The following is a 24,930-nucleotide window of genomic DNA, read 5'->3' on the forward strand; positions in this document are numbered from 1 at the left end:
GCGTTCGGCAGCCGTCCGGGTCACGGCGGATGCGGCTCAGCTGATGCCGTTGACGTGGACGAGGGGACGGAGGTCGGTGAAGCGTTTCTCGCCGATACCGCTGACGTCGTGGAGCTGCTCGACGGTGGTGAAGCCGCCGTTGGCCGTGCGGTAGTCGATGATCCGGCCGGCCAGGGCCGGGCCGATGCCGGGGAGCTCTTCGAGCTGTTCCGGGGTGGCGGTGTTGAGATCGAGCGGGGCTTCCGGCGCCCCGCCCGGCGGGGCCGCCGTGTCGGCGGGTGCTGTTGTGGGGGCGGTATCGGCCCCGACCAGTACTTGTTCGCCGTCGGCCAGAGGGCGCGCGAGGTTGAGGGAGCCGGTCTCGGCGTCGTCGGTGAGACCGCCCGCGGCCTCGATCGCGTCGGCCACCCGGGAGCCTGCGGGGAGCGTGAAGACGCCGGGGCTGCCGACGTCGCCGCCGACGTGCACGGTGACCTCGGCGGTGGATGCGGGGGCCGCGCCCGTAGGTGTGGGGACGGGGGCGGCGCTCGGCTCGCCGGGGGTGTCGGCCCGGGCGGATCCGGCGCGGAGTTCGGGAGGGGGCTGGGGTTCCGGGCGGGCGTGCAGGAAGAACCACACGGTGGCGATGGCGGCGACCACGCAGACCGCGACGAGTCCGTGGATACCCGCCCGGCCGAACAGCGGCTGGTCCCGGACGGTGGGCGGCAGCCGCTCCAGGATCGCCGACAGGCGGGGACGGAGCCCCGGGCCGGCCGGTGCCGAGGGGCCGGGTTCGGGAGCCACCTCGATGTAGCCGCGCGGAGGAGCATCGAGAGGGAGGGGTGGGGGCCGGCGTCGACGCCGATCCGTGGGCGGGCGGTCGACGCGAACAGGGTCGAAATCGAACGGGCGGCGGAGGGGGGCAGGGCCGGCGTTGGGCGTTTCGGGCCTTCGGTGCCGGCCGTGCCGTCGATGGTCGTCACCCCCGGCGGGTCCCTGCGGGTGATCAGCAACGGCGCCTGGCGGATCGGATGGACGGTCACCGGAGTCGGCGCCGAGGTCGCCGGAGTGCGCCGAGACGACGGGGCCGGGCCGGCGGGATGGCTCGCGCCGCTGCGGTGGCGGGGGCGGGCCGAGGTGGTCGGCTTCGTCCGGTGTCTCGGAACGGCCGGGCACGTCCTGACCATCGCGTCGGTCGGCGCGGTTCGGGCGCCGCGCTCGCTCGGCGAGGGAGCCGGGGTGCGGCCCTGGGGAAGCGGGGGCGGCGAGGGCGAGCAGGCGGTCGAACCCTTGACGATCCGCAGGGGCATGGGGTCGGGGTTCCGCAAGAGCGTCCGATCGAGGCTCGGAAACCCGGGACCAGGGCGCCCCGGGACCCGCTGACGACGGGTGGAGGCGGCTGGAGCCGGGAGGGCCCGAGACCGGTGCGGAACCGCGGCCATGACGGGTATCGGCGGAACCGGGACGGTGGACCGGTCGCTCCCCCGAGCGGGCTCCGGCGTGGCGGATGACGGGCGCGGCGACGGGTCGCCCCGGGGAGGGCGGGACGCCCGGGTGCGGCACCGCATTGGGGGAGTGGCGGGCGCTCGGCGTGGTCGTCGGGGGGCGGAGATCGGCGAAGGAAGGCGTCGGCGGCTCTGGGGCGATGAGGCGGTTCGCGGCGGTGGTCGTGCCCGGCAGGGGGAGACCTGCGGGTTCACCGGGGGAGGGTTCTTGGGCGGCGGTGCGGGGCGGGGGTGGTGCGACGTGGTCCGGAGGACCGTACCCCGCCGCATGGGGTGCTGGGGAAGGGGGATCGCTGCCGGGTGAGGGGGCGGGTACGGGAAGCGCTGCGGGAACGTTCCGGTGCGGGGGACCGGGATGGAGTGGTGGGGGGAACGGCGCGGTGTCGCCTTCGTCGGCGGCAACGGGGGCCGGTGCGATGGCCGGGCGAGGGTCGGGGGACAGGGCGTAGGGCGGGACGGGGATGTGCCCGATGAGCGGGGAGGCGGGCAGCGGCCCCGTCCCGCCGGTCTCCGGGGTGGGGCCGGCGACGGGATCGGAGGTGGTGGGGTGCGGTGCCGCTCCGGCGGTGAGGGCGCGCAGCCTCCGCAGGGTCGAGGGATCGAAGGGCCGGCGGTTCCGTGGCGTAGGCGACATGTGACCCACGGTAGAAATCATGGCCGGAGGCTGCCAGGAGGAATTCCGTGGCTGTGGACAACTCAAGTGCCGGCCGCCCCAGCGGGCCCCGGCGGCGGCCACGTCAACACGGCGCGGCCCTGCCCGCGCCTTCCCCCCCTTGCGACCCGCCAGCTGCTCGCGGACGCGGATGAGAGCGGTGGGGCCGGGCGGTGAGCGTTGGGCGGCTTGGGCCGGCGGTCGGCAGGGGACCGTCGCGCGGCGACTCGCGACATGCCGCGTTTCCGCGACTGCGCCGCAGCCATCGGTGGACGGCCGGCTCGGCCGGCCCTTGGAGCGTGGTCGGCACCGCCTGGTGGTCCGCATCGCCACATGGACGCCGCGACCGGGCCGGAACCGCCGCCGCCTCGGGAGCGGGCGGCGGTGGAGTCAGAGTTCGGTGCCGTCGCCTCTGCCGATGAGGGTCCGCAGCCAGCGGGCGATGTGGTCGTGTTGAGCGGGGGCGACCGCGTGGGCGAGTTCGGGGAAGGCGCGGTTCCACGCCAGGGCGCGGTTGAGGGCGGCGAGGTCGGTGGCCAGCCGGGCCGCCGAGCGGAGGTCGGCGAGGGAGTGTGCGGCGGTCCACGGTTCCAGGTAGGCGTCGCGCAGCCGTCCCAGGGCGCGCGCGTCCGCGTTCAGCTCCCGCGTGGCGAACCGCAGTGGCGCCAGGAGGCTGCAGAAGGCGTGCGCGACGGCGGCATCGCCCCAATCGGCGAACCGGTACCCGCCTTCCAGCATGAAGACGTTGCCCACGTGCAGATCGCCGTGGTCGAGTGACACCCCGACCGCGTTCTCGTCGAGCGCGCGGCAGCGCCGGTCGAACTCGCCGCGCCGGCGGATCAGGGTGTCGTGGTCGTCGCCGAGCACCCCGGCGATCCCCGGGGAGGCCAGGAAGGTGTCGAGGCGGCGCCCCAGCGCCGAGGGGCGCAGATCGGGGACGCCGAGGGCGAGCAGGTCGCGCACGTGGGCGCTGAGCACCCGCTGTGTCTCGGCGTAGGTCCCGAGCATCGCCTCCCACACCGCGAAGTCGTCGAGCGCCGCCATCTGGTCGCGCAGCGTGGTGCCGGCGTCGGGGAACAGCGACCAGCCGCGCTTGGCGTCGACCCCCAGCGGGGTCAGCACACGGCCGGGGACCCACGAGTACAGCGCCCCGGCGAGGGCGGCCTCGAACTCCGCTCCGGGCGCGTCGGCCTTGAACCACAGGGGTCCGAGGGTGGTGGCCAGGCGGGCGGTGGTCGACCAGGGCCGCACCCGGACCTGGGGCGGCTCGGGCAGCAGGTACGCGTCGTGTTCGGCGAGGCGGCCGTCGATCCAGGCGATGAGTTCGTTGCGGAGGGCGGGATCGTCCCAGAGGTCGAGGCGCAGCTGCGTGAAGTTCACGGAGACTACGCTAATGCGCGCCCTCGGAGGCGCCACAGCGCTTTTGCGTCGTTTCGCCGGTCGCCGTCGCGACGCGGCGGACGTCCCCCCTGAGGGGTGGAGCCCCGCCCCGTCGACGGTGGCGCCTGCTCCCACAATGGCGGCGCCCGCCCGCACAGCGGAGAAACCCACGCCCCACAGCGGGGAGCCCGTCCCTGGAGCGCTGAGGCGGGCCCGACGACGGCGAAGGCCGCCCCCTTGATGGGGACGGCCTTCGCCGTGGAACGGGAAGCCTAGGCGGCCTGCTGCACCTGGTCCAGGCGCTTGGCGATCGCGCTCTTGCGGTTCGCGGCCTGGTTCTGGTGGATGACGCCCTTGCTCACGGCCTTGTCGAGCAGGCGCGCGGCGGCGCGCTGCAGCTGCGTGGCCTGCTCGGCGTCCCCGGTCTCGGCGGCCGCGCGGAACTTGCGGATGGCCGTCTTCAGCGACGAGCGCACCGCCTGGTTGCGCACGCGGGCCTTCTCGTTCTGCCGGTTGCGCTTCTTCTGCGACTTGATGTTCGCCATGCGAAAACGTGCTCCAGTTTGCTGTGATCAGTGCGCCGGTGGCACGCGCCTGGGCATCCTCCGCGGGCAGCCGTTCCGCTGGAGGGCCGGGCGAACGCCGACGCCGGGTGTGTGAGACCGAGGGGCTCAACCGAACAACCGAACGCGGATGTCCGAGACACGGACTTCCATTATGCAGGCGGCCGGCGACTGCTTCGACCACCGCTGCCCGGCGCGGGGCCGCCCCGGTCCTTGCCGGCGGAGGCCGCGCCGGCCGTCCCCGGCGAGAGCGCGCGGACCGCGCTCGCCGGGCCGCTCGGCCGTGCCCGCCGGAGCCGGGTCGGCGGGCCGCCCACCCTCCTCCGGCGCCCCCTGCTCACTCCTCCGCCGGCGGGCTGACCCAGCCGTCCCGGTAGGCCGCCCACTGCTCGTCGGTCGCGGTGAAGTCGACGTACAGCGCCGTCCCGAAGCGCTCCCGCCGCTCGGCGGCGTCGGAGAGGCCGATGCGGATGGCCTGGGTCGCGGTTTCGGGGGTCTCGGCGTCGGGGTCGCGGGTGGCGTGCTCGTCGGGGTAGGCCGGCACGCCCATGAACAACTGGACCTCTTCGGGGACCGCGTCCAGCGCCAGGCGGGTCTGGCGGGCGACGAACCCGCCGTAGAGCCCCTCCATCGGCATGGCGGTGTCGTAGGACATGACCGCGACCTGGTCGACCGACTCGGCGACCCGCTTCAGGTACAGCGGGGACCAGTACTTGTCCTTCCCCGCGAACAGCCGGACGCCGAAGGAGATCCCGGCCAGCGGCTCGACCTGCGGAACCGCGGTGGACAGCAGCGCGTCGTCGCCGATCGCGTCGCGGGTCTCGGCGAGCAGGGACACGAAGTCCTCCCCGTTGTCGGGCAGCGGCTCGAAGTTGTAGTGGATCCCATCGAATCCGGCGTCCATCAGGTCGGCCGCGCCGTCCAGGACGCGCGCCCGGCTGTCCTCGTCGGAGAGGTCCAGCTCGCCCGCCTCCACCCGCTGCCCCACCCAGGCCGACACCCGGACATCGGGAAGTTCGGCGCGGAACCGTTCGAGGAACGCGCCCGCTTCGGGGTAGAGGGCGGGGTCCAGGGTGCCGTCGTACTCCAGCGGTCCCACGTGCACGTAGACGTCGCTGATCTCGCCCGCCCTGATGTGCGGGGCGAGGCCGGCCAGTTCGGCGTCCCCGTTGCCGCCGTCGACCCAGTCGTGGCCCATCCACAGAGCGTTGGTCCCGTTGGACACCGCCCATTCCGCCGGTTCACCCGAATACTGGTACTGGATCAGCGCCGCGGCGCCGGCGAGGACGACGACGATCGCGGCGATGGCGGCGAACAGGCGCTGGAGGAACCACTTCATCCGAAAGCCTTCCGGGGTCGCATAGCCTGAGGGGTGCCGCGCCCCATTCTGCACGGTGGCGGTGGCGTCGCGGCGACCATGGGATCATGGGGTACACCCCTCCGCGGCTGACCGCGTCCCGCGGTCCCCGCCCCCGAGACCAACGTGAACGGAGCACGGTGCCACAGCCGAACCGGACCGATCCCGCGCTGATCCGGAACTTCTGCATCATCGCGCACATCGACCATGGCAAGTCGACTCTGGCCGACCGCATGCTCCAGTTGACCGGCGTCGTCGATGACCGCCAGATGCGCGCGCAGTACCTCGACCGCATGGACATCGAGCGCGAGCGCGGCATCACCATCAAGTCGCAGGCGGTGCGGCTGCCCTTCACCGCGCTCGACGACACCGTCTACGTCCTCAACCTCATCGACACCCCCGGCCACGTCGACTTCAGCTACGAGGTGTCGCGCTCCCTGGCCGCCTGTGAGGGCGCGATCCTGCTGGTCGACGCCGCCCAGGGCATCGAGGCGCAGACCCTCGCCAACCTGTACATGGCGCTGGAGAACGACCTCACGATCATCCCGGTGCTGAACAAGATCGACCTGCCCGCGGCCCAGCCCGAGAAGTACGCGGCCGAGCTCGCCGGCATCATCGGCTGCGAGCCCTCTGACGTCCTCAAGGTCAGCGCCAAGACCGGCCAGGGCGTCGAGGAGTTGCTGAACGAGGTCGTCCAGCAGGTGCCCGCTCCGGTGGGCGACGCCGACGCCCCCGCGCGCGCCATGATCTTCGACTCGGTCTACGACACCTACCGCGGTGTGGTCACCTACGTGCGGGTGGTCGACGGCGCGCTGTCCACCCGCGAGCGCATCTCCATGATGTCCAGCGGCGCCACGCACGAGATGCTGGAGGTCGGCGTCATCTCCCCGGAGCCCACCAAGGTGGCCGGGCTGGGCGTCGGCGAGGTCGGCTACCTGATCACCGGGGTGAAGGACGTCCGCCAGTCCCGGGTCGGCGACACCATCACCTCGGCCGCCCGGAGCGCCACCGAGATGCTGTCGGGCTACCAGGACCCCAAGCCCATGGTGTTCTCGGGGCTGTACCCGATCGAGGGCACCGACTACCCCGTGCTGCGCGACGCCCTGGAGAAGCTCCAGCTCAACGACGCCGCGCTGGTGTTCGAACCCGAGACCTCGGCGGCGCTGGGCTTCGGGTTCCGCTGCGGGTTCCTGGGCCTGCTGCACCTGGAGATCACCCGCGCCCGCCTGGAGCGCGAGTTCAACCTCGACCTGATCTCCACCGCGCCCAACGTGGTCTACCGGGTGGTCATGGAGGACGGCGGCGAGCACGTGGTGACCAACCCCAGCGAGTTCCCCGAGGGCAAGATCGACCAGGTCCACGAGCCGGTCGTCAAGGCCACGCTCCTGGCGCCGGCCGATTTCGTCGGGCCGATCATGGAGCTGTGCCAGGCGCGGCGCGGATCGCTGCTCGGCATGGACTACCTGTCCGAGGACCGGGTCGAGATGCGCTACACGCTCCCGCTCGCCGAGATCGTGTTCGACTTCTTCGACCAGCTGAAGTCGCGGACCAAGGGCTACGCCTCGCTCGACTACGAGCCCACCGGCGACCAGGTGTCCGACCTGGTGAAGGTCGACATCCTGCTCCAGGGCGAGACCGTCGACGCCTTCTCGGCGATCGTGCACAAGGACAAGGCGTACGCCTACGGCGTCGAGATGACCAAGAAGCTGCGCGAACTCATCCCGCGGCAGCAGTTCGAGGTCCCGATCCAGGCCGCCATCGGATCGCGTGTCATCGCCCGCGAGAACATCCGCGCCATCCGCAAGGACGTGCTCTCCAAGTGCTACGGCGGCGACATCAGCCGCAAGCGCAAGCTGCTGGAGAAGCAGAAGGAGGGCAAGAAGCGGATGAAGATGGTGGGCCGGGTCGAGGTCCCCCAGGAGGCGTTCATCGCCGCGCTGTCCACCGAGGACGGCGGCGAGAAGGACGCCAAGAAGAAGTAGCGCCGGGCGGGCCGGGTGTCCCCGGCCCGCTCCCGGGCGTCAGCCCTTGACCGATCCGCTGGTCAGGCCCTCCACGATGTACCTCTGGAGGAACCAGAACACCGACAGCACCGGGACCGACAGCAGCAGCGTCCCCGCGGCGAACATCCCGAAGTTGGTGTTGCGCTGGTCGGCCACCAGTTGGTAGAGGCCCAGCGCGACCGTCTTGGCCTCCGGATCCCGCAGGAACACGCTGGCCAGCAGGAACTCGTTGATCGTGGAGATGAACACCAGCAGCCCCACGATCGCCAGCACCGGTGTCACCAGCGGCAGCATGATCCGGAAGAACACCTGGGCGTGGGTGGCGCCGTCGACCCGGGCGGCCTCGTCGAGCTCGGGGGGCACGGTGTCGAAGAACCCCTTCATCAGCCACGTGTTGATGCTCAGCGCGCCGCCCAGGTAGACGAGCATGAGGCCCCACGGGGTGTCGAACCCGATCCGCGGCCACAGCTCGGTGACCCGGCTGAACATCAGGTAGATCGCCACGACCGCCAGGAACTGCGGGAACATCTGGATCAGCAGCAGCCCGTAGAGCCCCACGCGGCGGCCGGCGAACCGGAAGCGGCTGAACACGTAGGCGGCCAGGGCCGAGAGGAAGACGGTCGCCGCCGCGTTGGCCAGGGAGATCAGCAGCGAGTTCGCGTACCACGCGGCGAACGGGGTGTCGGTGAACAGCCGGACCAGGTTGTCGGGTCCCACCGAGGCGGGCAGCAGCCGGGAGCTGCTGAGCGTTCCCAGCGGGTTGAGCGCCGCCGAGACGACGAAGAGGATGGGGAACAGCGCGAAGGCGAGCACGAGCCACATGACGGCGTGCCGCCAGCCGTCCCTGCGGACCCGTGCGAGCGCGCGGCGGGCCGGGGTCGTCGGGGTCATCGGGCGTCCACCTCTTCCAGGGCCCGGCTCCTGCGCAGGCCGACCACGGAGATCAGCGTGACGATCAGGAAGATGAACACCGAGACCGCCGCCGCGAACCCGTACTGCGCCCCGGCCTCGCCGAACGCCAGCCGGTAGGTGTAGGTGATCAGCAGGTCGGTGGCGCCCGCGGTGGGATCGTCCGGCGGGAACGGGCCCCCTTGGGTCGTGAGCCAGACCGCGTTGAAGTTGTTGAAGTTGAAGGCGAACGTCGAGATCAGGATGGGCGCCATCGCCACCATCAGCAGCGGCAGGGTGACGGTGCGCAACGCCTGCCAGGCGCCGGCGCCGTCGATGCTCGCGGCGTGCAGCAGCTCGCGGGGGATGGCCTGGAGCGCCCCGGTGGCCACGAGGAACATGTAGGGGAACCCCAGCCACACGTTGACGAGCAGCACCACCGCGCGCGCCGTCCACGCGTCGCCGAACCAGTCGACGTCCACCCCGAAGAGGCGGTTGACCAGGCCGAAGTCGGCGTTGAACATGTCGCGCCACAGCAGCAGCATCGCCAGCGACGGCATCGCGTAGGGCAGCACCACCAGCACCCGGTACAGGGAGCGGCCGCGCATCGCGTGCCGGGTGTGCAGGGTGAGCGCCACCCCCAGGCCGATCGCGAAGACGAGGGCGGTCGTGCCGCCGGCGAAGCCGATGTTCCAGCCCAGGATCGAGAAGAACGTCCCGCTGACCGACGGGTCGGTCAGGAAGCGCAGGAAGTTGCCCGCCCCCACGTCGACGCGCCAGCCCTGGGACAGCCGGGTGCCGTCCTCGGCGACGAAGGATCCCCGCTCGTCGTCGGCCGTGAACACCTCGCCGGTGGCGGTGTCGGCGATGCAGTCGCAGGAGGCGTCGTAGACGCGCGTTGCCCGGCCCTCGTAGGCGGTGGACAGCCCGCCGGCCCGGATGCCCGATCCGCTGCCGCTCGGCACGGCCAGCTCCTCGACCTCCGTACCGCGCACGCCCACCTGGGCGGGGGTCAGGATCGTATAGCCGGGCGCCGTGGTGATCTTGCCGGCGCCATCGGGGGTGACCCCGTTGAGCGGCTCCAGCCCTTCGGCGGTGCCCGCGTAGGCCCGGCCCTGCCGGTCGGTGAGCAGGAAGGCGAGTTCGCCGCTGTCGGCGCCGCCCCGGGCGGCGACGGTCAGCGTGTACTCGGTGCCGTCCTCCGCGCGGGTGACCGAGGCCGCCTCGATGGCGGCGATCGCCTGCTCCTTCTCGCCGCGGTGGCCGTCGCCGTAATTGGTCACCGAGGTGCTCAGGGTGAACAGCACGGGCAGGATCTGGAAGGCGATGAGGAACAGGGTGCCGGGGAGCAGGTACTTCGCGGGGATCGCCCGCTTGGACAGGTAGACGCCGAAGATGAGAGCGGTGACCGCGGCGACCACCGCCAGGCCGGCCCACTCGCCTTGGACGTAGAGGGGGAGGGCGGCCCATACGCCGAGGGCCGCGGCGAGGCCGAGCAGGCCGGTCTTGGCGACCTGCCCGGCAAGCGAGCCGCGGGGGGCGAGCGAGCCGCCGGGAAGGGGCGGCCGGGAGCGGGCGCCCCTGGGGGCGCCCGCGGAGCCGGGGTGCGTGGGGGACACGATCAGCCGATCTCGTCCTGGATGTTCTCGGCGGCGGCGGTGAGGACGTCCTCGGGGTCCTCGCCGCCGATGATCGCCGCCTGCGCCTTGCCGAAGGGGTCGAAGACCGCGGCCATCTCCGGCATGGCGGGCATGGGCTCGCCGCCCTCCCCGGCCTCGACGATCGCGGCGATGTCGGGGTTGTCCGCGCTCACCTGCTCGTAGGCGGCGGTCAGCGCCGGGGGCCGGGGGTCGGCGTCATAGAGGGCGACGGCGAGTTCGGGGTCGGCCACGTAGTTGGTCACGAACTCCTGCGCCAGCACCTTGTTGGCGCCGCCGGAGGCGACGAAGAACGCCTGGACGCCGATGAACGGGCGGGGCGCCTCCGCGCCCTCGAACCCGGGCACGGCGGAGATGCCGTAGTCCACCCCGGCGGCCTCGACACCGGCGAGCGACCAGGGGCCGGTGACGAAGTAGGGGGTCCGGCCCTCTTCGAAGAGGCCGGCGACGTTGTCGGAGTCGATGGAGCGCTTCAGCACGCCGGCTCCGTCCTCGCCCAGCTCCGCGATCCGCTCGAACGCCTCGATGGACTCGGGCGTGCCGATGCCCAGGTCCGAGGGGTCGTAGCCGCCCTCGTCATCGGCGCCGAAGAGGTAGCCGCCGGCCGAGGTGAAGAACGGCTGGAGGTGGTAGGGGTCGCCGGTCTGGCTGACCTGGAGGCCCAGGACCTCCTCGGCGTCGCCGTCCTCCACCAGGGCGCTGCCGGTCTCGACGAGCTCCTCGACGGTGCCGGGGGCGTCGGGGGCGAGTTCGGTGTTGCGCAGCAGGATGAGGTTCTCCTGCGCGTAGGGGACGCCGTAGAGCCGGCCCTCGTAGGTGGCGGCCTGGAGCGAGGTCGCGCTGAAGCCGTCCGCGGTGTCCTGGGGGAGTTCGACGGGGTCGATGGCGTTGTTCTGGACGAGGTTGCCGATCCAGTCGTGGGCGCCCACGACGATGTCGGGGCCCGACCCCGCCTCGTGGGCGGTCACGAAGTCCGCCTGGAGGGTGTCGACCGGGAAGGTCTGCACGTCGACCCGGATGCCGTTGGATTCGCCGAACTCCTCGGCGAAGGGGGTCAGTGCCTCGCCTCGTTCGGTGTCGGACCAGATCACCAGGGTTCCCCCTGCCTCTGGTTCGGACGCGCCGCCTCCGCCGCAGGCGCTTGCGGCGAGGGTGAGGGCGGCGGTGCCGGCGACGACACCGGCGCGATGGATTCTCATGGCTCTCCCCTTCGGGCACGGGGCCGTGGGACCCCCCGCACGTCACGGCCCGTCGCGAATGTGCGGTGATGTGACGTTAGCAACAGACTGAAAGATTTGAAAGATTTTGCAGGAGATTCAGGGGATTTTCAGCGCTGCGGGTGAAACGCGGCGCAACGGGCCCTCCGCGGCGGTGCGGCCGGCCCCGGCCGGCCGGGCGGAGCGGAGGGGGCGCCCCGCCGCCGCGCAGCGGGCATGCGAACGGCCCGGCACCCCACGGGTGGCCGGGCCGGACCGGGCGCTTCGCGCGGCGCCCTCAGGACGGGGGAGGGCAGGTCAGGTGCGCAGCCAGACCGCCGTGTCGTCGGGCAGCGCGATCCGGCCGCCCCCCGCGGTGACGGGTCCGCTGGCGACCACCACCTCGCCGCTCAGCGGCAGCTCCACCGGTGCGCCGGACAGGTTCACCGCGCACACGAAGGACCGCCCCCGGCGGAACGCCAGCACGCCGTCGCCCGCGTCGATCCAGGAGATCGCCCCCTCGCCCAGCGCCGCGAGCTCGTGGCGCGCCCGCAGGGCCCGGGTGTAGAGCGCCAGCGGGGACCCCGGGTCGGCCTTCTGCCGCTCGCGGGTCAGCCCGGACCATGCCGGCGGCATGGGCAGCCACGGCGCCGTTCCCGCGGGGCCGAACCCGAACGGCGCCTCGGACCCCTCCCACGGCAGCGGCACCCGGCAGCCGTCGCGGCCCCGCTCCGTGTGGCCCGAGCGCTCCCACGTGGGGTCCTGGAGCGCGTCCTCGGGCAGGTCGGTGACCTCCGGCAGGCCCAGCTCCTCGCCCTGGTACAGGTAGGCCGAGCCGGGCAGGGCCAGCATGAGCAGGGTGGCCGCCAGCCCGCGCCGCAGCCCCTCCTCGCCGCCGCCGAAGCGCGTGACGTGCCGGACGACGTCGTGGTTGGACAGCACCCAGGTCGTGGGCGCCCCCACCTTCTCGTTGGTGGCCAGCGACCGGTCGATGACCCGGCGCAGCGCTCCGGCGTCCCAGCCGGTCTGGAGGTACTCGAAGTTGAACGCCTGGTGGAGTTCGTCGGCGCGCAGGTACCGCGAGACGCGGTCGGCGTCCTCCACCCACGCCTCCGCCACCAGCGCCCGCTGCCCCGGGTAGGAGTCGGCGATCAGGCGCCAACGGCGGTAGATCTCGTGCACCCCGTCCTGGTCGAAATAGGGCAGCCGGGTCACGCCGTCGAGCAGGTCGGCCGACTGTCCGTCGGCGATGTCGGGCAGTGCGGGGTCCTTGACCATGCCGTGCGCGACGTCGATCCGGAAGCCGTCCACGCCCCGGTCCAGCCAGAAGCGCAGCACGTCGTCGAACTCGTCGTGGACCTCCTGGAGGGTCCAGTCCAGATCGGGCTGGGCGGGGTCGAACAGGTGCAGGTACCACTGGTCGGGGGTGCCGTCGGGCCGTGTCAGCCGGGTCCACGCCGGCCCGCCGAACACCGACTGCCAGTTGTTGGGCGGCAGGTCGCCGCCGGGCCCCCTGCCGGGGCGGAAGATGTAGCGGGCCCGCTCGGGGCTGCCCGGTTCGGCCGCCACCGCCTCGCGGAACCACGGGTGCTGCGACGAACTGTGGTTGGGGACGATGTCGATGATCACCCGCAGGCCCAGGTCGTGGGCCGCGGCGGCGAGCGCGTCGAAGTCGGCGAGCGTGCCGAAGCGCGGGTCCACGTCGCGGTAGTCGGCGACGTCGTAGCCGCCGTCGGCCAGCGGGGAGACGTAGAACGGAGTCAGCCAGACCGCGTCGACCCCCAGTTCCGCGAGTTCGGGCAACCGGGAGGCAATGCCGGGCAGATCGCCGTCGCCGTCGCCGTCGGAATCCGCGAAGCTGCGCACGTAGACCTGGTAGATGACGGCGTCGCGCCACCATTCCCGCTGCGTCGTGCCGGCCTGCGTCCCGGACTCGGGGGGAATCGGCATGGGTGTCCCTCCATATCGCCAGAGCGGTGCGTGTTCTGAAACCGCTTGCGAAAGATTACCTAGTTCTTGCAGAGAAATAACAGGCGAATTCCACTAGAGTGCTCATATGGGTCCACGATTGGCCGACATCGCGCGGCACGCCGGTGTCAGCGAGGCGACCGTCTCCCGCGTCCTCAACTCCAAGCCCGGTGTCGGCGCGGCCACGCGCACCGCCGTGCTCACCGCACTCGACGTCCTGGGCTACGAGCGCCCGGCCCGCCTGCGCCAGCGCTCGGCCGGGCTGGTGGGCATGGTCGTCCCCGAGCTCGACAACCCCGTGTTCCCGATGTTCGCCCAAGCCGCTGAAGGAGCACTGGCACAGCACGGCTATACCCCGGTGCTGTGCACCCAGACACCGGGCGGCATCGCCGAGGACGAATACGTCGAGCTCCTGCTGGATCGCAATGTCTCCGGCATCATCTTCGTCTCCGGCCTGCACGCCGACACCACCGCCGACCACGACCGCTACCGCCGGCTGGTCGCGCGGCGGCTGCCCATCGTCCTGGTCAACGGCTTCGCCGACCGGGTGTCCGCGCCGTTCGTCTCCGCCGACGACCGCGAGGCCGGGAGGCTCGCCGTCGACCACCTCGCCGCGCTGGGCCACACCCGCATCGGCTTCGCCAGCGGGCCCGACCGCTTCGTGCCGGTCCGGCGCAAGCTCGAAGGCTTCCACGGCGCGATGGCGCGCCACGGGCTCGCCAGCGACGGCATGGTGGAGCTGTCCCTGTTCGGCGTCGAAGGCGGCCACGCGGCGGCCACGCGGCTGCTCGACCGCGGCGTCACCGCCATGGCCTGCGGTTCCGACCTCATGGCCCTCGGCGCCATCCGCGCCGCGCGCCAGCGCGGGCTGTCGGTGCCGCGGGACTTCTCCGTGGTCGGCTACGACGACTCCCACCTGATCGCCTTCACCGACCCCCCGCTCACCACGGTCCGCCAGCCCATCCAGTCCATGGCCCTGGCCGCGGCGCGCACCCTGTGCGACGAGATCGCCGGGCACAGCGTCTCCCACGCGGAGTACCTGTTCGACCCGGAGCTGGTGGTGCGCGGGTCCACCGGGGCGGTCCCTGTGCAGAGCACCGGGCCCGACCCGGTGCACGCGGTGTGAGAGCGTCGCGCTTCCGGCCCCGGGCCGGGTGTTCTACGGTTCTCCCATGGGGGAGACCAGCACCATCGTCCAATCGGTCTGCACCGGCCGCGCCGGCGACGCGCCCTGGGCGCCCGGGCCGGGGCGCACGGCCATCGACAAGAGGCCCGTCGAGGGCCCTGTGCGCGCGGCCGCGCTCGGACTGGACGGCGACGAGCAGGCCAACCGCGCCGACCACGGCGGCCCGGACCAGGCCGTCTACGTCTTCGCGCGCGAGGACCTCGACGACTGGTCGCAGCGGCTGGGCCGCCCCCTGCGCGACGGCGCCTTCGGCGAGAACCTGACCACCACGGGGCTCGACGTCAACGGCGCCCTGATCGGCGAGACGTGGCGGATCGGAACGGCCCTGTTCGAGGTCGTCCTGCCCCGCACGCCCTGCGCCGTGTTCCAGACGTGGCTGGCCGAGCAGGGCTGGATCAAGCGCTTCACCCAGGAGGCCCGCACCGGTGTCTACCTGCGGGTGCGCGAGGAGGGCGACGTCCGCGCCGGCGACCCCGTCGAGATCGTGCACCGCCCCGGCCACGGCATCACCGTCATGGCCGGATTCCGTGCCGGGCTGGACCGCGACATCGACCTGCTGCGCCGCGTGCTCGCCCTCCCCGGCCGCTCCGACAAATGGGCCGAGCTCGCGGCCAAGGTGGAACGCGGCCTGGAGCGCGACCGGGAGGCCGGCCTCCTGCGCTCCTGAGCCCTCCTGCCGCGGCGCGGCCGCAGGTGGGCGGGCTCCGCGCCCGGCACCCGGCGGGTACGGGGGCGGATAGTCTCGACGCATGCCCTCAGTCGTACTCGACGGCGACCCCGTCCCCGCGGACGGCTCGCTGCCCGCCGGATCCCTCGCGGGCGCCGGGAGCCGGCCGTTCGGGTTCTACGTCCACGTGCCGTTCTGCGTCACACGCTGCGGCTACTGCGACTTCAACACCTACACCGCCGCCGAACTGCGTTCCCGCGACGGCGGCGCGGTCGCCTCACCCGCCACCTACGCCGACCAGGCCGCCGCCGAGGTCCGCTTCGCGCGCCGGGCCATGGGGGCCGGCGCGGCCCGCGTGCGCACGGTGTTCTTCGGCGGCGGCACGCCCACCCTCCTGCCCCCCGAGGACCTCGGCCGGGTCCTCGCCGCGATCGACGCCGAATTCGGCCTGGAGGCGGACGCCGAGGTCACCACCGAGGCCAACCCCGAGACCGTCGACCGCGACTACCTGCTGCGGCTGCGCGACGCCGGGTTCACCCGGGTCTCCTTCGGGATGCAGAGCGCCCGCCCCGGGGTGCTGCGCATCCTCGACCGCACCCACACCCCCGGACGGCCGGAGCTCTGCGTCGCCTGGGCGCGCGAGGCCGGGTTCGACCACGTCAACCTCGACCTCATCTACGGCACGCCCGGCGAGACCGACGCCGACTGGAAGGAGTCGCTCGACGCCGCGGTCGGCGCGGACCCCGACCACGTCTCGGCGTACTCGCTGATCGTGGAGGACGGCACCCGGCTGGCCGCCCGCGTGCGCCGCGGAGAGCTCGCGGCACCCGACGACGACACCATGGCCGACCGCTACCTCATGGCCGACGACGCGCTGGGCGCCGCCGGCTACACCGCCTACGAGGTCTCCAACTGGGCGCGCGGCGCCGGGGCCCGGAGCCGCCACAACCTGCTCTACTGGACCGGCGGCGACTGGTGGGGGGTGGGCCCGGGGGCCCACAGCCATGTCGGCGGGGTCCGCTGGTGGAACGTGAAGCACCCAGCGGCCTACGCCGCGCGCATCGCCGACGGCGTCTCGCCCGGTCACGCGCGCGAGGTCCTCGGCGACGCCGACCGGCGGTTCGAGCGGATCCTGCTGGAACTGCGCATCGCCGAGGGATGCCCGCTGGACCTGCTCGACGGCCCCGGACGCGCCGCGGCCGAGCGAGCTGTGGCCGACGGCCTGCTCGACCCCTCGGCCCACGCCCGTGGCCGTGCGGTGCTCACCCGGCGGGGCCGCCTGCTGGCCGACGCCGTGGTGCGCGATCTCACCTGAGCGCCGCCCGGCCCTGCCGCGGTCGGCGGCCGCTACTTCACGATCGGAAGGTTGAACGGGTACGTGTACCACTCGCCCCGGTTCGCCGCCAGGCCGCCCATGATGCCGAACACCAGGCCGAGGATCCAGGCGGCGAGGAACGTCAGGTAGCCGATGATGACGATCATCAGGATGCCCGAGACGAAGTAGGCGATCGCCAGCATGATCTGGAAGTTGAGCGCGTGCGCCGCCTGGTGGCGGAGGAACGGCGACTCGTCCTTCTTGATGAAGTAGAAGACCAGCGGCACGAGGAAGCCCAGGATCGCCCCGCCGAGGTGGATGAGCAGGCCCATCTGGCGGTCGTCCGCCGTCACCTGGCCGCCCTGCTGCTGGTGGGGCTGCTGGTACTGCCCGTACTGGCCATAGGGCGCGGCGGCGTAGGGCTGCTGCGCGCCGGGCTGCGGAGCCTGGCCCGGGTAGCCCTGCTGCTGCTCCTGGTACCCCGGGTAGCCCTGCTGGCCCTGCTGGCCGTACTGGCCCGGCTGCGGACCCGTGCCGTAGCCGTGGTCGCCTCCGGGCGGCGGGCCGTAGCCGCCCGGGTACTGCTGCTGGTATCCGCCCTGGCCCTCGCCGTAGGAGGGGTTCGGCGGGTGTGGGTAGCTCATGGTCTCCTCGGTCTCTGCCGCCCGGGCCCGGTGGTCGGGCCGCGGGCCGTGCGGTAGCTGGCTGTTCGGGGGCGTTCGGGGGCGTTCGGGGGCACCGGCCCGCCCCGATGGGACGGCCCGGCCGCCGCGCGGGTTCCGCGCGGCGGCGGCCGCGGTCACTTCACCAAGCGGACCGACACCGGGTAGCGGTACCAGGCGCCCTTGTTCGCGCCGAGAGCGGCGAGCACCCCGAACACGATCGACAGCACCCAGATCACCGCGATGAACACGGAGCCGATCCACGATGTCGTCGGGGCGAAGACGCCGAGCGCGATATAGGCGGCCGAGGTGAGCAGGTAGGGGATCAACAGGGTGAGCTGGAAGTTCAGCGCCTCGCCCGCGTGGTGGCGGACGAACGGCGAGTGGTTCTTCTTCACCGAGTACACCACCAGCGCGGGCAGCCAGCCGAAGCACGCGAGGATGACCCCGGAGAGGTGCGCGATCATCGCCCAGGTGGGGTCGTCGGCCGCGGTCTGCCCCTGCTGGGGGAACGGCTGCCCGCCGGCCGGCCGGCCGTAGGCGGGGGCCGCGGGCTGCTGGGGCTGGGCGGGGTATCCGGGCTGCTGGGGCTGGGGGTAGCCCGGCTGCTGCTGGGCCGCCGCGGCGGCCTGCTGCTCCTGCCCCTGGGGCGCGTATCCCTGGGGCGCGTAGGACTGCGGGGCCTGCGGCCCGGCGGGGCCCGGCTGCGGCGGGTAGGGCTGCCGGCCGTACCCGGGCTGCTCACCGGAGGGCTGCGCGTACCCGGGCTGCCCGCCGGTCGGCTGGCCGTAGGCGGGGGCCGCGGGCTGCTGGGGCTGGGCGCGGTATCCGGGCTGCTGCGGTGGCGCCTGCGGCACGCCGTATCCCGGCTGCGGGGGGTTCGGCGGCTGCTGGGCCTGCCCGTAGGCCGGCCGGCCGTACTGGGCCGGATCGTAGCCCGGCTGGGGATATCCCTGCTGGTCGTAGCCCTGGCCCGGCTGCGCATAGGGCTGCTGCGGCGCCTGGGGCGGGTGGGGCGGCTGGGCGTACCCCGGCTGTGCCCCGGTGCCGGCCTGCTGCCCCTGTCCGGGCTGGCCGCCGCTGGGGGCGGTGTGGCCGGGCACGGGCTGCCCTCCCGCGGGCTCGTCCTGGGGCTGTGGTCGGTGGGGCGGGGTCTCGCTCATCATGTCCCTTGGCTGTGCCGATTGCGTGGAGCAGATTATGCCGTCCGGCGCGTCCTGCCGCCGCACGCCGTCACCGCGGGGTCGGCGCGGACGCGTCCTAGTCTCGCACCACGTAGGGCGCGGTGACGAAGTCGATCAGTTCTTCGACGCGGCCCAGCAGTTCCGGTTCCAGATCGGCGAATGTCCGGACCCGGCCGAGGATGCCCCGCCATGCCTCACCGGGCTCCTCGCGCCGGCCGAGGGCGGCCAGCACCCCCTCCTTCCAGGGGGTGCCGCGCGGCACCGCGGGCCAGGCCGCGAAACCGAGGACGGCGGGCTTGACCGCCTGCCAGATGTCGATGAACGGGTGGCCGGCGACCAGCACATAGGGGGACGACACCTGCTCGGCGATCCGCGACTCCTTTGACCCCGGCACCAGGTGGTCCACCAGCACCCCCAGCCGCCGCTCCGGCCCGGGGGCGAACGCGGCGACGATCTCGGGCAGGTGGTCCACGCCCTCGAGGAACTCCACCGCCACGCCCTCGACCCGGAGGTCGTGCCCCCAGATCTTCTCGACCAGCTCCGCGTCGTGGGCTCCCTCGACGTAGATGCGGCCTTCTCTGGCCACGCGCGCCCGCGCGCCCCGGACCGCGACCGACCCCGACGCGCTGCGCAGAGGTCCCGAGGGCGCCGCCGCGGCCGGACGCACCACGGTCACCGGCCGGCCGTCGACCAGGAACGCCGCCGGCGCGAGGTCGAACACCCGGCGCCGGCCCGCGCGGTCCTCCAGGGTCACCGTCGCCTTGTCCCAGGCCACGACCGCGCCGCAGAACCCCTCGTCGGCGGATTCCACCACCAGTCCGTGCTCCACGGGAACCTCGGGGACCGCCCCTTTCCGGGGCCGCCGCCAGTCGCCCGCCAGGACGTCGTCCCCGTACCGCCTGCCGCGCCGCTTGCCAGAGTCAGTGCCCACGGCCCGCGATCTTAGCGGCGCCGGGCCCTCCGGCGGGGCACCGGACACCGTGCCCCCTGCCCGTCCAGTGGCGGGGCGGCCGCAGCGGGGCCGCCGTCAGGGCACCCTTCCTCCCCGCCGCCGCGCGCCGTCGCGCGGCTGCCCGCCGGCGAGGACGCGCCGCCCGTCGCGGGCGCGGAGGACAGCGGTGAGAATGAGCACCGCGGCGCCGATGAGGACCCCCGCGACCGCCGGGGCGAAAGCGGCGGCGACGGTCCACAGCACCCCCGTGGACACGCCGTGCGCGTCGTTTCCGAAGCCGACCGCGTAGCGGAGGCCCTCGCCGCTGTGGCAGCGGAGGGTGTGGTCGCCGGCCTCGGCCGCGTCGATCCGGCCGGCCAGGAACCAGCCGTCGGAGTGCTGGTCATGGGCCGGGCTCACCGTGACCGGCCCCCTGGGCCCGTCGATCGTGCAGAACGCGGCGATCTCGTCGTCGGTCGTGTAGCGGTCGGTGTAGATGAGCCACGCGTGGGTGCCCTGATTCGCGTGGTCGAAGTCGACGATCGCGGTCTCGTCGTCGCCGAACTGAGCGCGGAAGTGCGGCAGGGACTCCGAGTTCAGCAGCCCGATCACGAACCCCATGGCCCCGGCGATCAGCCCGCAGACCGCGATCGCCGCGCCGATCCCGTACCAGGCCCGCACCGGGCGCAGCCGCGCCGGGTCGACGCGCGGAGGTGCGGGATCGACGGCCATGGCGATCATTGTCGCACCGCGTCACGGAGACGCCCCGGAACGCTGCGCGCGGCGCGCCGGGACGGCGGCCGGGGCGGTGCCGGCCCGAACCGCGGTCCCGCGTTCCGGCCCGCCCTTGCGCGACGGCATAGAATTAGCACTTACGACCACGGAGTGCCAGGGAGGTGAACGCGTGCTCGACGGCCGCAAACTCGCGGTCCTGCGTGCCATCGTCGAGGACTACGTGTCCACGAACGAGCCCGTGGGGTCCAGGGCCCTCGCCGACCGCCACACCCTCGGGGTGTCGCCGGCGACGATCCGCAACGACATGGTGGCGCTGGAGGAGGAGGGCTACATCACCCAGCCCCACACCAGCGCGGGGCGGGTGCCCACCGACAAGGGGTACCGGCTGTTCGTGGACCGGCTGTCCACGGTCAAGCCCCTGTCCTCGGCCGAGCGCCGCGCCATCGAGACCTTCCTCGGCGGCGCCGTCGACCTCGACGAGATCGTGGCCCGCACGGTGCGCCTGCTCGCGCAGCTCACCCGGCAGGTCGCGATCGTGCAGTACCCCTCGCTCACCCGCTCGTCGGTGCAGCACGTCGAACTCGTCCCCCTGGGCAACCAGCGCGTGATGATGGTGCTGATCACCAACACCGGGCGGGTGGAGCAGCGCGTCATCGACGGCCTCGGCGGGGTCACCGAGGACTCCGTCGAGAACCTGCGGCAGATGCTCAACCGCGCGCTGGGCGGCAAATGGCTGACCGACGTCCCCACCGCCGTCGAGGACCTGCCGGCGCAGGTGCCCACCGGCGATCGCCGGATGGCGGTCTCGGTGCTGTCGGTGCTCCTGGAGAGCCTGGTGGAGCGGCACGAGGAGAAGATCGTCCTCGGAGGGACCGCGAATCTCGCGGCGGTGGATTTCTCCGCTAGCCTTCGTGACGTACTCGAAGCGCTGGAAGAAAACGTGGTCCTCATCCGTTTGCTCGGAGAGGTGGGCGACCCGTCCATGCTCACGGTACGGATCGGCGCGGAGAACTCCCACGAGGGCCTCAGATCCACCTCGATCGTGTCCGCCGGCTATGGCTTCGGCGACCAGTCGCTGGCCAAGCTCGGCGTCGTCGGTCCGACTCGAATGGATTACCCGGGAACGATGGGAGCGGTGCGCGCTGTGGCCAGGTACGTCGGAACGATTTTGGCGGGACAGTAAGTGGCGAGGGACTATTACGCGATCCTCGGGGTTCGTCGCGAGGCGACGAAGGACGAGATCAAGAAGGCGTACCGGCGGCTGGCCCGCGAACTCCACCCCGACGTCAACCCGGACCCCACGACCCAGGAGCGCTTCAAGGAAGTGACCCAGGCCTACGAGGTCCTCTCCGACGAGAACAAGCGGCGCATGTTCGACATGGGCCACGACCCGTTCGCTCCGGGCGGCGGCGGTGCGGGCGGCCCCGGCGGGTTCGGCGGCGGCGCCGCGGGCTTCCCGTTCGACGACATCATGAACGCGTTCTTCGGTGGCGGCCAGCCGGGCGCCGGGCGCAGCCCGCGCGACCGCGTGCGCCGCGGACGCAGCATCAAGGTGCGCATCGAACTCGACCTCTCCGAGACCGCGTTCGGCGTGACCAAGGACGTCACCTTCCCCACTGCGGTCCTGTGCACCACCTGCCAGGGCGAGGGCACGGCCAAGGGCACCCACCGCCACACCTGCGAGATGTGCCAGGGACGCGGTGAGATCTCCCAGGTCACGCGTTCCTTCCTGGGCCAGGTCATGACCTCGCGCCCGTGCCCGCAGTGCGCGGGGCAGGGCAGCATCATCACCGACCCCTGCGCCGACTGCGCGGGCGAGGGCCGGGTGCGCGAGAAGGTCACCCGCAAGGTCCAGATCCCGGCGGGTGTCGAGGACGGCACGCAGATCCAGCTCGCGGGCGAGGGCGAGGTCGGCCCCAACGGCGGCCCGCGCGGTGACATCTTCCTGGAGATCGTCCAGCGCCCGCACCCGATCTTCGAGCGGCGCGGCGACGACCTCCACTGCACCATCACGGTGCCCATGACCGCGGCGGCGCTGGGCGCCTCCTTCACGTTCGAGACCCTCGACGGCACCGAGGAGATCGACCTGCGCCCCGGTACCGGATCCGGGCATGTGATCACGCTCGGGGGCCGCGGTTCCAAGCACCTCGACGGCGGCGGCCGGGGCGACCTCATGATCCAGGTCGACGTCGAGACCCCCGCCAAGCTCGACGAGGAGCAGGAGGCGCTGCTGCGCAAGTTCGCCGAGCTCCGCGGCGAGGACCACCCGCCGGGCAAGTTCAGCCCCGGCCACGGCGGCCTCTTCTCGCGCCTGCGCGACGCCTTCGGGGCCCGCTGAGCCCCACAGAGGGCGCGGCGGGGCCGCGCCGGCACCACGGACACGTCAGGGCCCCCGGCAGCGCGCCGCGGGGCCCTCGCCGTCCCGCGGCCGCCGTCCGTGCCGCGGTGCCGTGGGCCGGCCGCCCATCCGAGAAAGGGAACCCGTGACGCCTCCCGTCTTCCTCGCCGAAGCAGGGCAGCTCGACCGCGACCGCGTGGTGCTGTCGGGCCCCGAGGGCCGGCACGCCGCCGCGGTGCGCCGCATCGCCGCGGGCGAGGTCGTGGACCTCGTGGACGGCGCCGGGACCCGCGCCCGCTGCGTGGTGGCCGACGTCGGCAAGGACAGCGTGGTCTGCGCCGTCGAGGAGCGGTCGGTGGACCCCGAGCCGTCCCCCCGCATCACGGTCGTCCAGGCGCTGCCGAAGGGCGATCGGGGCGAACTCTCCGTCGAGGTCATGACGGAGGCGGGTGTGGACGCCATCGTGCCCTGGGCGGCCGAGCGGTGCGTGACGCGCTGGAAGTCCGAGCGGGCGGCGAAGTCCGTCGCCAAGTGGCGCGCGACCGCGCGCGAGTCCGCCAAGCAGGCCCGGCGCAGCCGGCTCCCCGAGGTCGCCGACCTCGCCGCCACGCGCGACGTGGTCGCGCTCGTGGCAGCCGCCGACCTGGGGATCGTCCTGCACGAGGGCGCCCGGGACGACCGGCTGTCGTCGCTCCCGCTTCCCGATACCGCGGACGGCCCCGGCATCGTCGTGGTGGTCGGCCCCGAAGGCGGGCTGTCCGACGCCGAGCTGGCCGCGCTCGACGGCGCGGGCGCCGTCCGGGCGCTCCTGGGACCCACTGTGCTGCGCACCTCGACCGCCGGGGTCGCCGCGCTCTCCGTCCTCCAGGCGCGCTGCGGACGCTGGTAGCCCCGGCGGGCGCGGACCGGCTGCGGAGATCCGCGCAAGGGTGGACGCCCGGCACCGGGCGCTCCGGAGCGCTGCCGTCGCCGGAGACTCCCCCGCGGGCCGCGCGGGCACCGGGGAGGACCGAAAGCGGTGCCCCCCGGGCCCTGTGCGCTCCGGAGGCGGGGCGGGATCCCCTCTACTGGACCTGGGAGGCCCCGTCGGGGGTGTCGCCGGGCAGGGTCTGGGGCGGGCTCGGCGTGCCGTCGACGTCGTCGCCGTCCTCGCCGCCCCCGTCGTCGCCGGGCTCCTCCGGCGCGGCGGGGTCGGCGGGGTCGCCCGCGCCGGTGTCACCGGGCTCGGAGGGGCCGGGACTGGGGACGCAGTCGTCGTCGGCGGATTCCCCGGGATCGGGCGAGGGCTCGTCGGACTCGGCCGCGCTGGGGGCGGTGGTGCTGGGCTCGGGAGAGGGCGGGGCCGAACACAGCGAGGCGACACCGGGGCCGCCCTCGGCGGACTCGGACTCGGGGTCGGCCGTCCCGCCGTCGGACTGCGGAGAGGCCGAGGGGTCGCGGCCGTCGGCGCCCGCGGCGCCGGGGCCGCTCATGCCATCCTCGGCATGGCCGTCGGCGCCGTCGCCACCCGCGCCGCCCCCATCGCCCGCGGGGCTGTTCAGGGACGACGGCAGCAGCTGCTCGCGCACCTGCGGGGTGCCCAGGAGGACGGACCCGGCGATCACCGCCGCCGCGCCGGCGGCCAGGGCCGGGCGCAGCCACGGCAGCCCGAACCAGGCGGAGACCGGGTTGCGGGCGGTGCGGGCGCGGATCTTGCCCAGCGCCTCGGGCGACGGGTCCACGGAGTCGGCCTCGGCTCTCAGGGCCGAGCGCAGCCGCTCCTCGAAGGATGCGTCGAACGGATCGGTCATGTCGTCTGCTCCAGAACCGAGCGAAGTGCGGCGATGCCACGCGCCGTGTGGCTCTTGACGGCGCCGCGGCTGATCCCCATCGAGTCGGCGATCTGGGCCTCGGAGAGATCCCCGTAGTACCGGAGCACGATGGCCTCACGCTGACGGGTGGGGAGCCTGCGGATGGCCTCGATCACCGCGGCGCGCTCCAGCTCGCCCAGCGCGCCGTGTTCGGCGCTCGGGGCGTCGGGCAACGCCTTGGGGGCGTGTTTCTCGACCACGGCCCGGTGGCGCAGGACCGAACGGGCGCGGTTGACCACCGACTGGCGCAGGTAGGACAGCGCCTTGTTGGGGTCCCGGAGACGGCGCCACGCGCCGTGCATGGCGACGAACGCGTCCTGGACGACCTCCTCGGCGGTGGCGTAGTCGCGGACGAGCAGGGTGGCGAGCCGGACCAGCGGCCGGTAGTGCGCGCTGTACAGCTGCGTCACGGCCTGGTCGGCGTCCCACTCGGCCGTCGCCGGTGCCGCCGCGGCGCCGGCGACCATTGTTTCAGTCACGTCCGTAGGACGCGCGCCCTTGTCGCCGGGTTTACGAAAGGGCATACCTGTTCTTCTCGCTCCAGCTCTGGGGTCCGACGCCTGACCTGATCATTCGGGGGAAACCGCGTGCGGCCCATCCGCGTCGCCGGCCGGCGGCTCCGTACACCACCGGCAAAAGGGACGGCTTGGATGATGCCACGCGAAGGAACAGAATAGCCCGCGCCGCAAGGGCTGGGCGGTCCGTTCGGGTGAAGCGAACCCCTCTCGGGAGAGGGTTCGCTGTCACGGCGGCGCCACACCCGCCGCGGATGGCCGCACCGTGGCCACCGTAGAAGATCCGCGCCCGCGGCGATACCCGTACGGCCGAATCCACGGACGAATCGGCACACGCTCCCCCCGGTGCACGCCCCTCCCGTCCCCCCGGGAACCGCCCGGCCCCCGGCCCGGCCGCG

The 24,930-nt window shown here is 73.2% G+C and carries 22 protein-coding genes; 8 read left to right on the top strand and 14 right to left on the bottom strand.

The window, feature by feature from the left end; genetic code table 11:
* Nucleotides 1–36: 36 nt before the first annotated feature.
* Complete coding sequence (locus ACFO4E_RS03125; protein WP_378571338.1) at nt 37–783, bottom strand: helix-hairpin-helix domain-containing protein; 747 nt, start codon at nt 781–783, stop codon at nt 37–39.
* A 159-nt stretch (nt 784–942) separates the two neighbouring features.
* Between ACFO4E_RS03125 and ACFO4E_RS03130 the strand changes: the two genes are divergently transcribed.
* Nucleotides 943–1,362 (top strand): hypothetical protein, encoded by a 420-nt coding sequence (locus tag ACFO4E_RS03130; RefSeq protein ID WP_378571340.1) that lies wholly within the window; start codon nt 943–945, stop codon nt 1,360–1,362.
* Nucleotides 1,363–2,526: 1,164 nt separating this feature from the next.
* Here the strand turns inward: ACFO4E_RS03130 and ACFO4E_RS03135 are convergent.
* From ACFO4E_RS03135 to ACFO4E_RS03145, 3 genes are all read right to left on the bottom strand, one after another.
* The gene (locus ACFO4E_RS03135) at nt 2,527–3,516 is read right to left on the bottom strand and encodes a phosphotransferase family protein (RefSeq protein WP_378571342.1); all 990 of its coding nucleotides are present in this window, start codon (nt 3,514–3,516) and stop codon (nt 2,527–2,529) included.
* A gap of 272 nt (nt 3,517–3,788) precedes the next feature.
* Complete coding sequence (rpsT, locus tag ACFO4E_RS03140; RefSeq protein WP_378571344.1) at nt 3,789–4,061, bottom strand: 30S ribosomal protein S20; 273 nt, start codon at nt 4,059–4,061, stop codon at nt 3,789–3,791.
* 355 nt (nt 4,062–4,416) lie between these two features.
* Nucleotides 4,417–5,418 carry a glycoside hydrolase family 18 protein gene (locus ACFO4E_RS03145; protein ID WP_378571345.1) on the bottom strand — a complete coding sequence of 334 codons (1,002 nt, stop codon included), beginning with the start codon at nt 5,416–5,418 and terminating at the stop codon, nt 4,417–4,419.
* Between the two features lie 158 nt (nt 5,419–5,576).
* On the opposite strand from ACFO4E_RS03145, the gene lepA reads away from it, so the two are divergent.
* Entirely contained in the window at nt 5,577–7,418 is a 1,842-nt protein-coding gene (lepA, locus tag ACFO4E_RS03150) for a translation elongation factor 4 (RefSeq protein WP_378571347.1), read from the top strand.
* 39 nt (nt 7,419–7,457) lie between these two features.
* On the opposite strand, the gene ACFO4E_RS03155 is transcribed toward lepA, so the two are convergent.
* The 4 genes from ACFO4E_RS03155 to ACFO4E_RS03170 all read right to left on the bottom strand — a co-directional run bounded on the left by ACFO4E_RS03155 (nt 7,458) and on the right by ACFO4E_RS03170 (nt 13,131).
* Nucleotides 7,458–8,330, bottom strand: a complete 873-nt coding sequence (locus ACFO4E_RS03155; RefSeq protein ID WP_378571350.1) for a sugar ABC transporter permease — start codon at nt 8,328–8,330, stop codon at nt 7,458–7,460.
* Nucleotides 8,327–9,946 (bottom strand): ABC transporter permease subunit, encoded by a 1,620-nt coding sequence (locus ACFO4E_RS03160; protein WP_378571352.1) that lies wholly within the window; start codon nt 9,944–9,946, stop codon nt 8,327–8,329. The genes ACFO4E_RS03155 and ACFO4E_RS03160 overlap by 4 nt, the downstream gene beginning before the upstream one ends.
* Nucleotides 9,947–9,948: 2 nt before the next feature.
* A complete protein-coding gene (locus ACFO4E_RS03165) occupies nt 9,949–11,184 on the bottom strand; it encodes a sugar ABC transporter substrate-binding protein (RefSeq protein ID WP_378571354.1) in 1,236 nt (411 codons plus the stop codon).
* A 315-nt stretch (nt 11,185–11,499) separates the two neighbouring features.
* Entirely contained in the window at nt 11,500–13,131 is a 1,632-nt protein-coding gene (locus ACFO4E_RS03170) for a glycoside hydrolase family 13 protein (RefSeq protein ID WP_378571356.1), read from the bottom strand.
* A 106-nt stretch (nt 13,132–13,237) separates the two neighbouring features.
* Here ACFO4E_RS03170 and ACFO4E_RS03175 point away from each other — a divergent pair, with 106 nt between their 5' ends.
* From ACFO4E_RS03175 to hemW, 3 genes are all read left to right on the top strand, one after another.
* The gene (locus ACFO4E_RS03175; protein ID WP_378571358.1) at nt 13,238–14,275 is read left to right on the top strand and encodes a LacI family DNA-binding transcriptional regulator; all 1,038 of its coding nucleotides are present in this window, start codon (nt 13,238–13,240) and stop codon (nt 14,273–14,275) included.
* A gap of 46 nt (nt 14,276–14,321) precedes the next feature.
* The gene (locus tag ACFO4E_RS03180; protein ID WP_378571360.1) at nt 14,322–15,002 is read left to right on the top strand and encodes an MOSC domain-containing protein; all 681 of its coding nucleotides are present in this window, start codon (nt 14,322–14,324) and stop codon (nt 15,000–15,002) included.
* Between the two features lie 82 nt (nt 15,003–15,084).
* On the top strand, nt 15,085–16,317 hold the full coding sequence (hemW, locus tag ACFO4E_RS03185; protein WP_378571362.1) for a radical SAM family heme chaperone HemW: 1,233 nt from the start codon (nt 15,085–15,087) through the stop codon (nt 16,315–16,317).
* Between the two features lie 32 nt (nt 16,318–16,349).
* On the opposite strand, the gene ACFO4E_RS03190 is transcribed toward hemW, so the two are convergent.
* The 4 genes from ACFO4E_RS03190 to ACFO4E_RS03205 form a co-directional block, all read right to left on the bottom strand.
* Nucleotides 16,350–16,961: a DUF4870 domain-containing protein gene (locus ACFO4E_RS03190; RefSeq protein WP_378571364.1), complete on the bottom strand. Its 612-nt coding sequence runs from the start codon at nt 16,959–16,961 to the stop codon at nt 16,350–16,352.
* 155 nt (nt 16,962–17,116) lie between these two features.
* Nucleotides 17,117–18,145: a DUF4870 domain-containing protein gene (locus ACFO4E_RS03195; RefSeq protein ID WP_378571366.1), complete on the bottom strand. Its 1,029-nt coding sequence runs from the start codon at nt 18,143–18,145 to the stop codon at nt 17,117–17,119.
* A 94-nt stretch (nt 18,146–18,239) separates the two neighbouring features.
* Complete coding sequence (locus ACFO4E_RS03200; protein WP_378571368.1) at nt 18,240–19,094, bottom strand: DUF3097 domain-containing protein; 855 nt, start codon at nt 19,092–19,094, stop codon at nt 18,240–18,242.
* Between the two features lie 96 nt (nt 19,095–19,190).
* Nucleotides 19,191–19,826: a hypothetical protein gene (locus ACFO4E_RS03205; protein ID WP_378571370.1), complete on the bottom strand. Its 636-nt coding sequence runs from the start codon at nt 19,824–19,826 to the stop codon at nt 19,191–19,193.
* Nucleotides 19,827–19,998: 172 nt separating this feature from the next.
* Between ACFO4E_RS03205 and hrcA the strand changes: the two genes are divergently transcribed.
* The 3 genes from hrcA (at nt 19,999) to ACFO4E_RS03220 (ending at nt 23,056) form a co-directional block, all read left to right on the top strand.
* On the top strand, nt 19,999–21,012 hold the full coding sequence (gene hrcA, locus ACFO4E_RS03210) for a heat-inducible transcriptional repressor HrcA (RefSeq protein WP_378571372.1): 1,014 nt from the start codon (nt 19,999–20,001) through the stop codon (nt 21,010–21,012).
* Complete coding sequence (dnaJ, locus tag ACFO4E_RS03215) at nt 21,013–22,167, top strand: molecular chaperone DnaJ (protein WP_378571374.1); 1,155 nt, start codon at nt 21,013–21,015, stop codon at nt 22,165–22,167. It abuts the gene before it with no gap.
* A gap of 145 nt (nt 22,168–22,312) precedes the next feature.
* Nucleotides 22,313–23,056 (top strand): 16S rRNA (uracil(1498)-N(3))-methyltransferase, encoded by a 744-nt coding sequence (locus ACFO4E_RS03220; RefSeq protein ID WP_378571376.1) that lies wholly within the window; start codon nt 22,313–22,315, stop codon nt 23,054–23,056.
* Nucleotides 23,057–23,231: 175 nt separating this feature from the next.
* Here the strand turns inward: ACFO4E_RS03220 and ACFO4E_RS03225 are convergent, their stop codons facing one another.
* Nucleotides 23,232–23,957, bottom strand: a complete 726-nt coding sequence (locus ACFO4E_RS03225; protein WP_378571378.1) for a hypothetical protein — start codon at nt 23,955–23,957, stop codon at nt 23,232–23,234.
* Nucleotides 23,954–24,484: a SigE family RNA polymerase sigma factor gene (locus ACFO4E_RS03230; RefSeq protein WP_378571613.1), complete on the bottom strand. Its 531-nt coding sequence runs from the start codon at nt 24,482–24,484 to the stop codon at nt 23,954–23,956. Before ACFO4E_RS03230 ends, ACFO4E_RS03225 begins: the two co-directional genes overlap by 4 nt.
* Between the last annotated feature and the right edge of the window lie 446 nt (nt 24,485–24,930).

The organism is Nocardiopsis mangrovi, assembly GCF_042653925.1.
GTDB lineage: Bacteria > Actinomycetota > Actinomycetes > Streptosporangiales > Streptosporangiaceae > Nocardiopsis_B > Nocardiopsis_B mangrovi.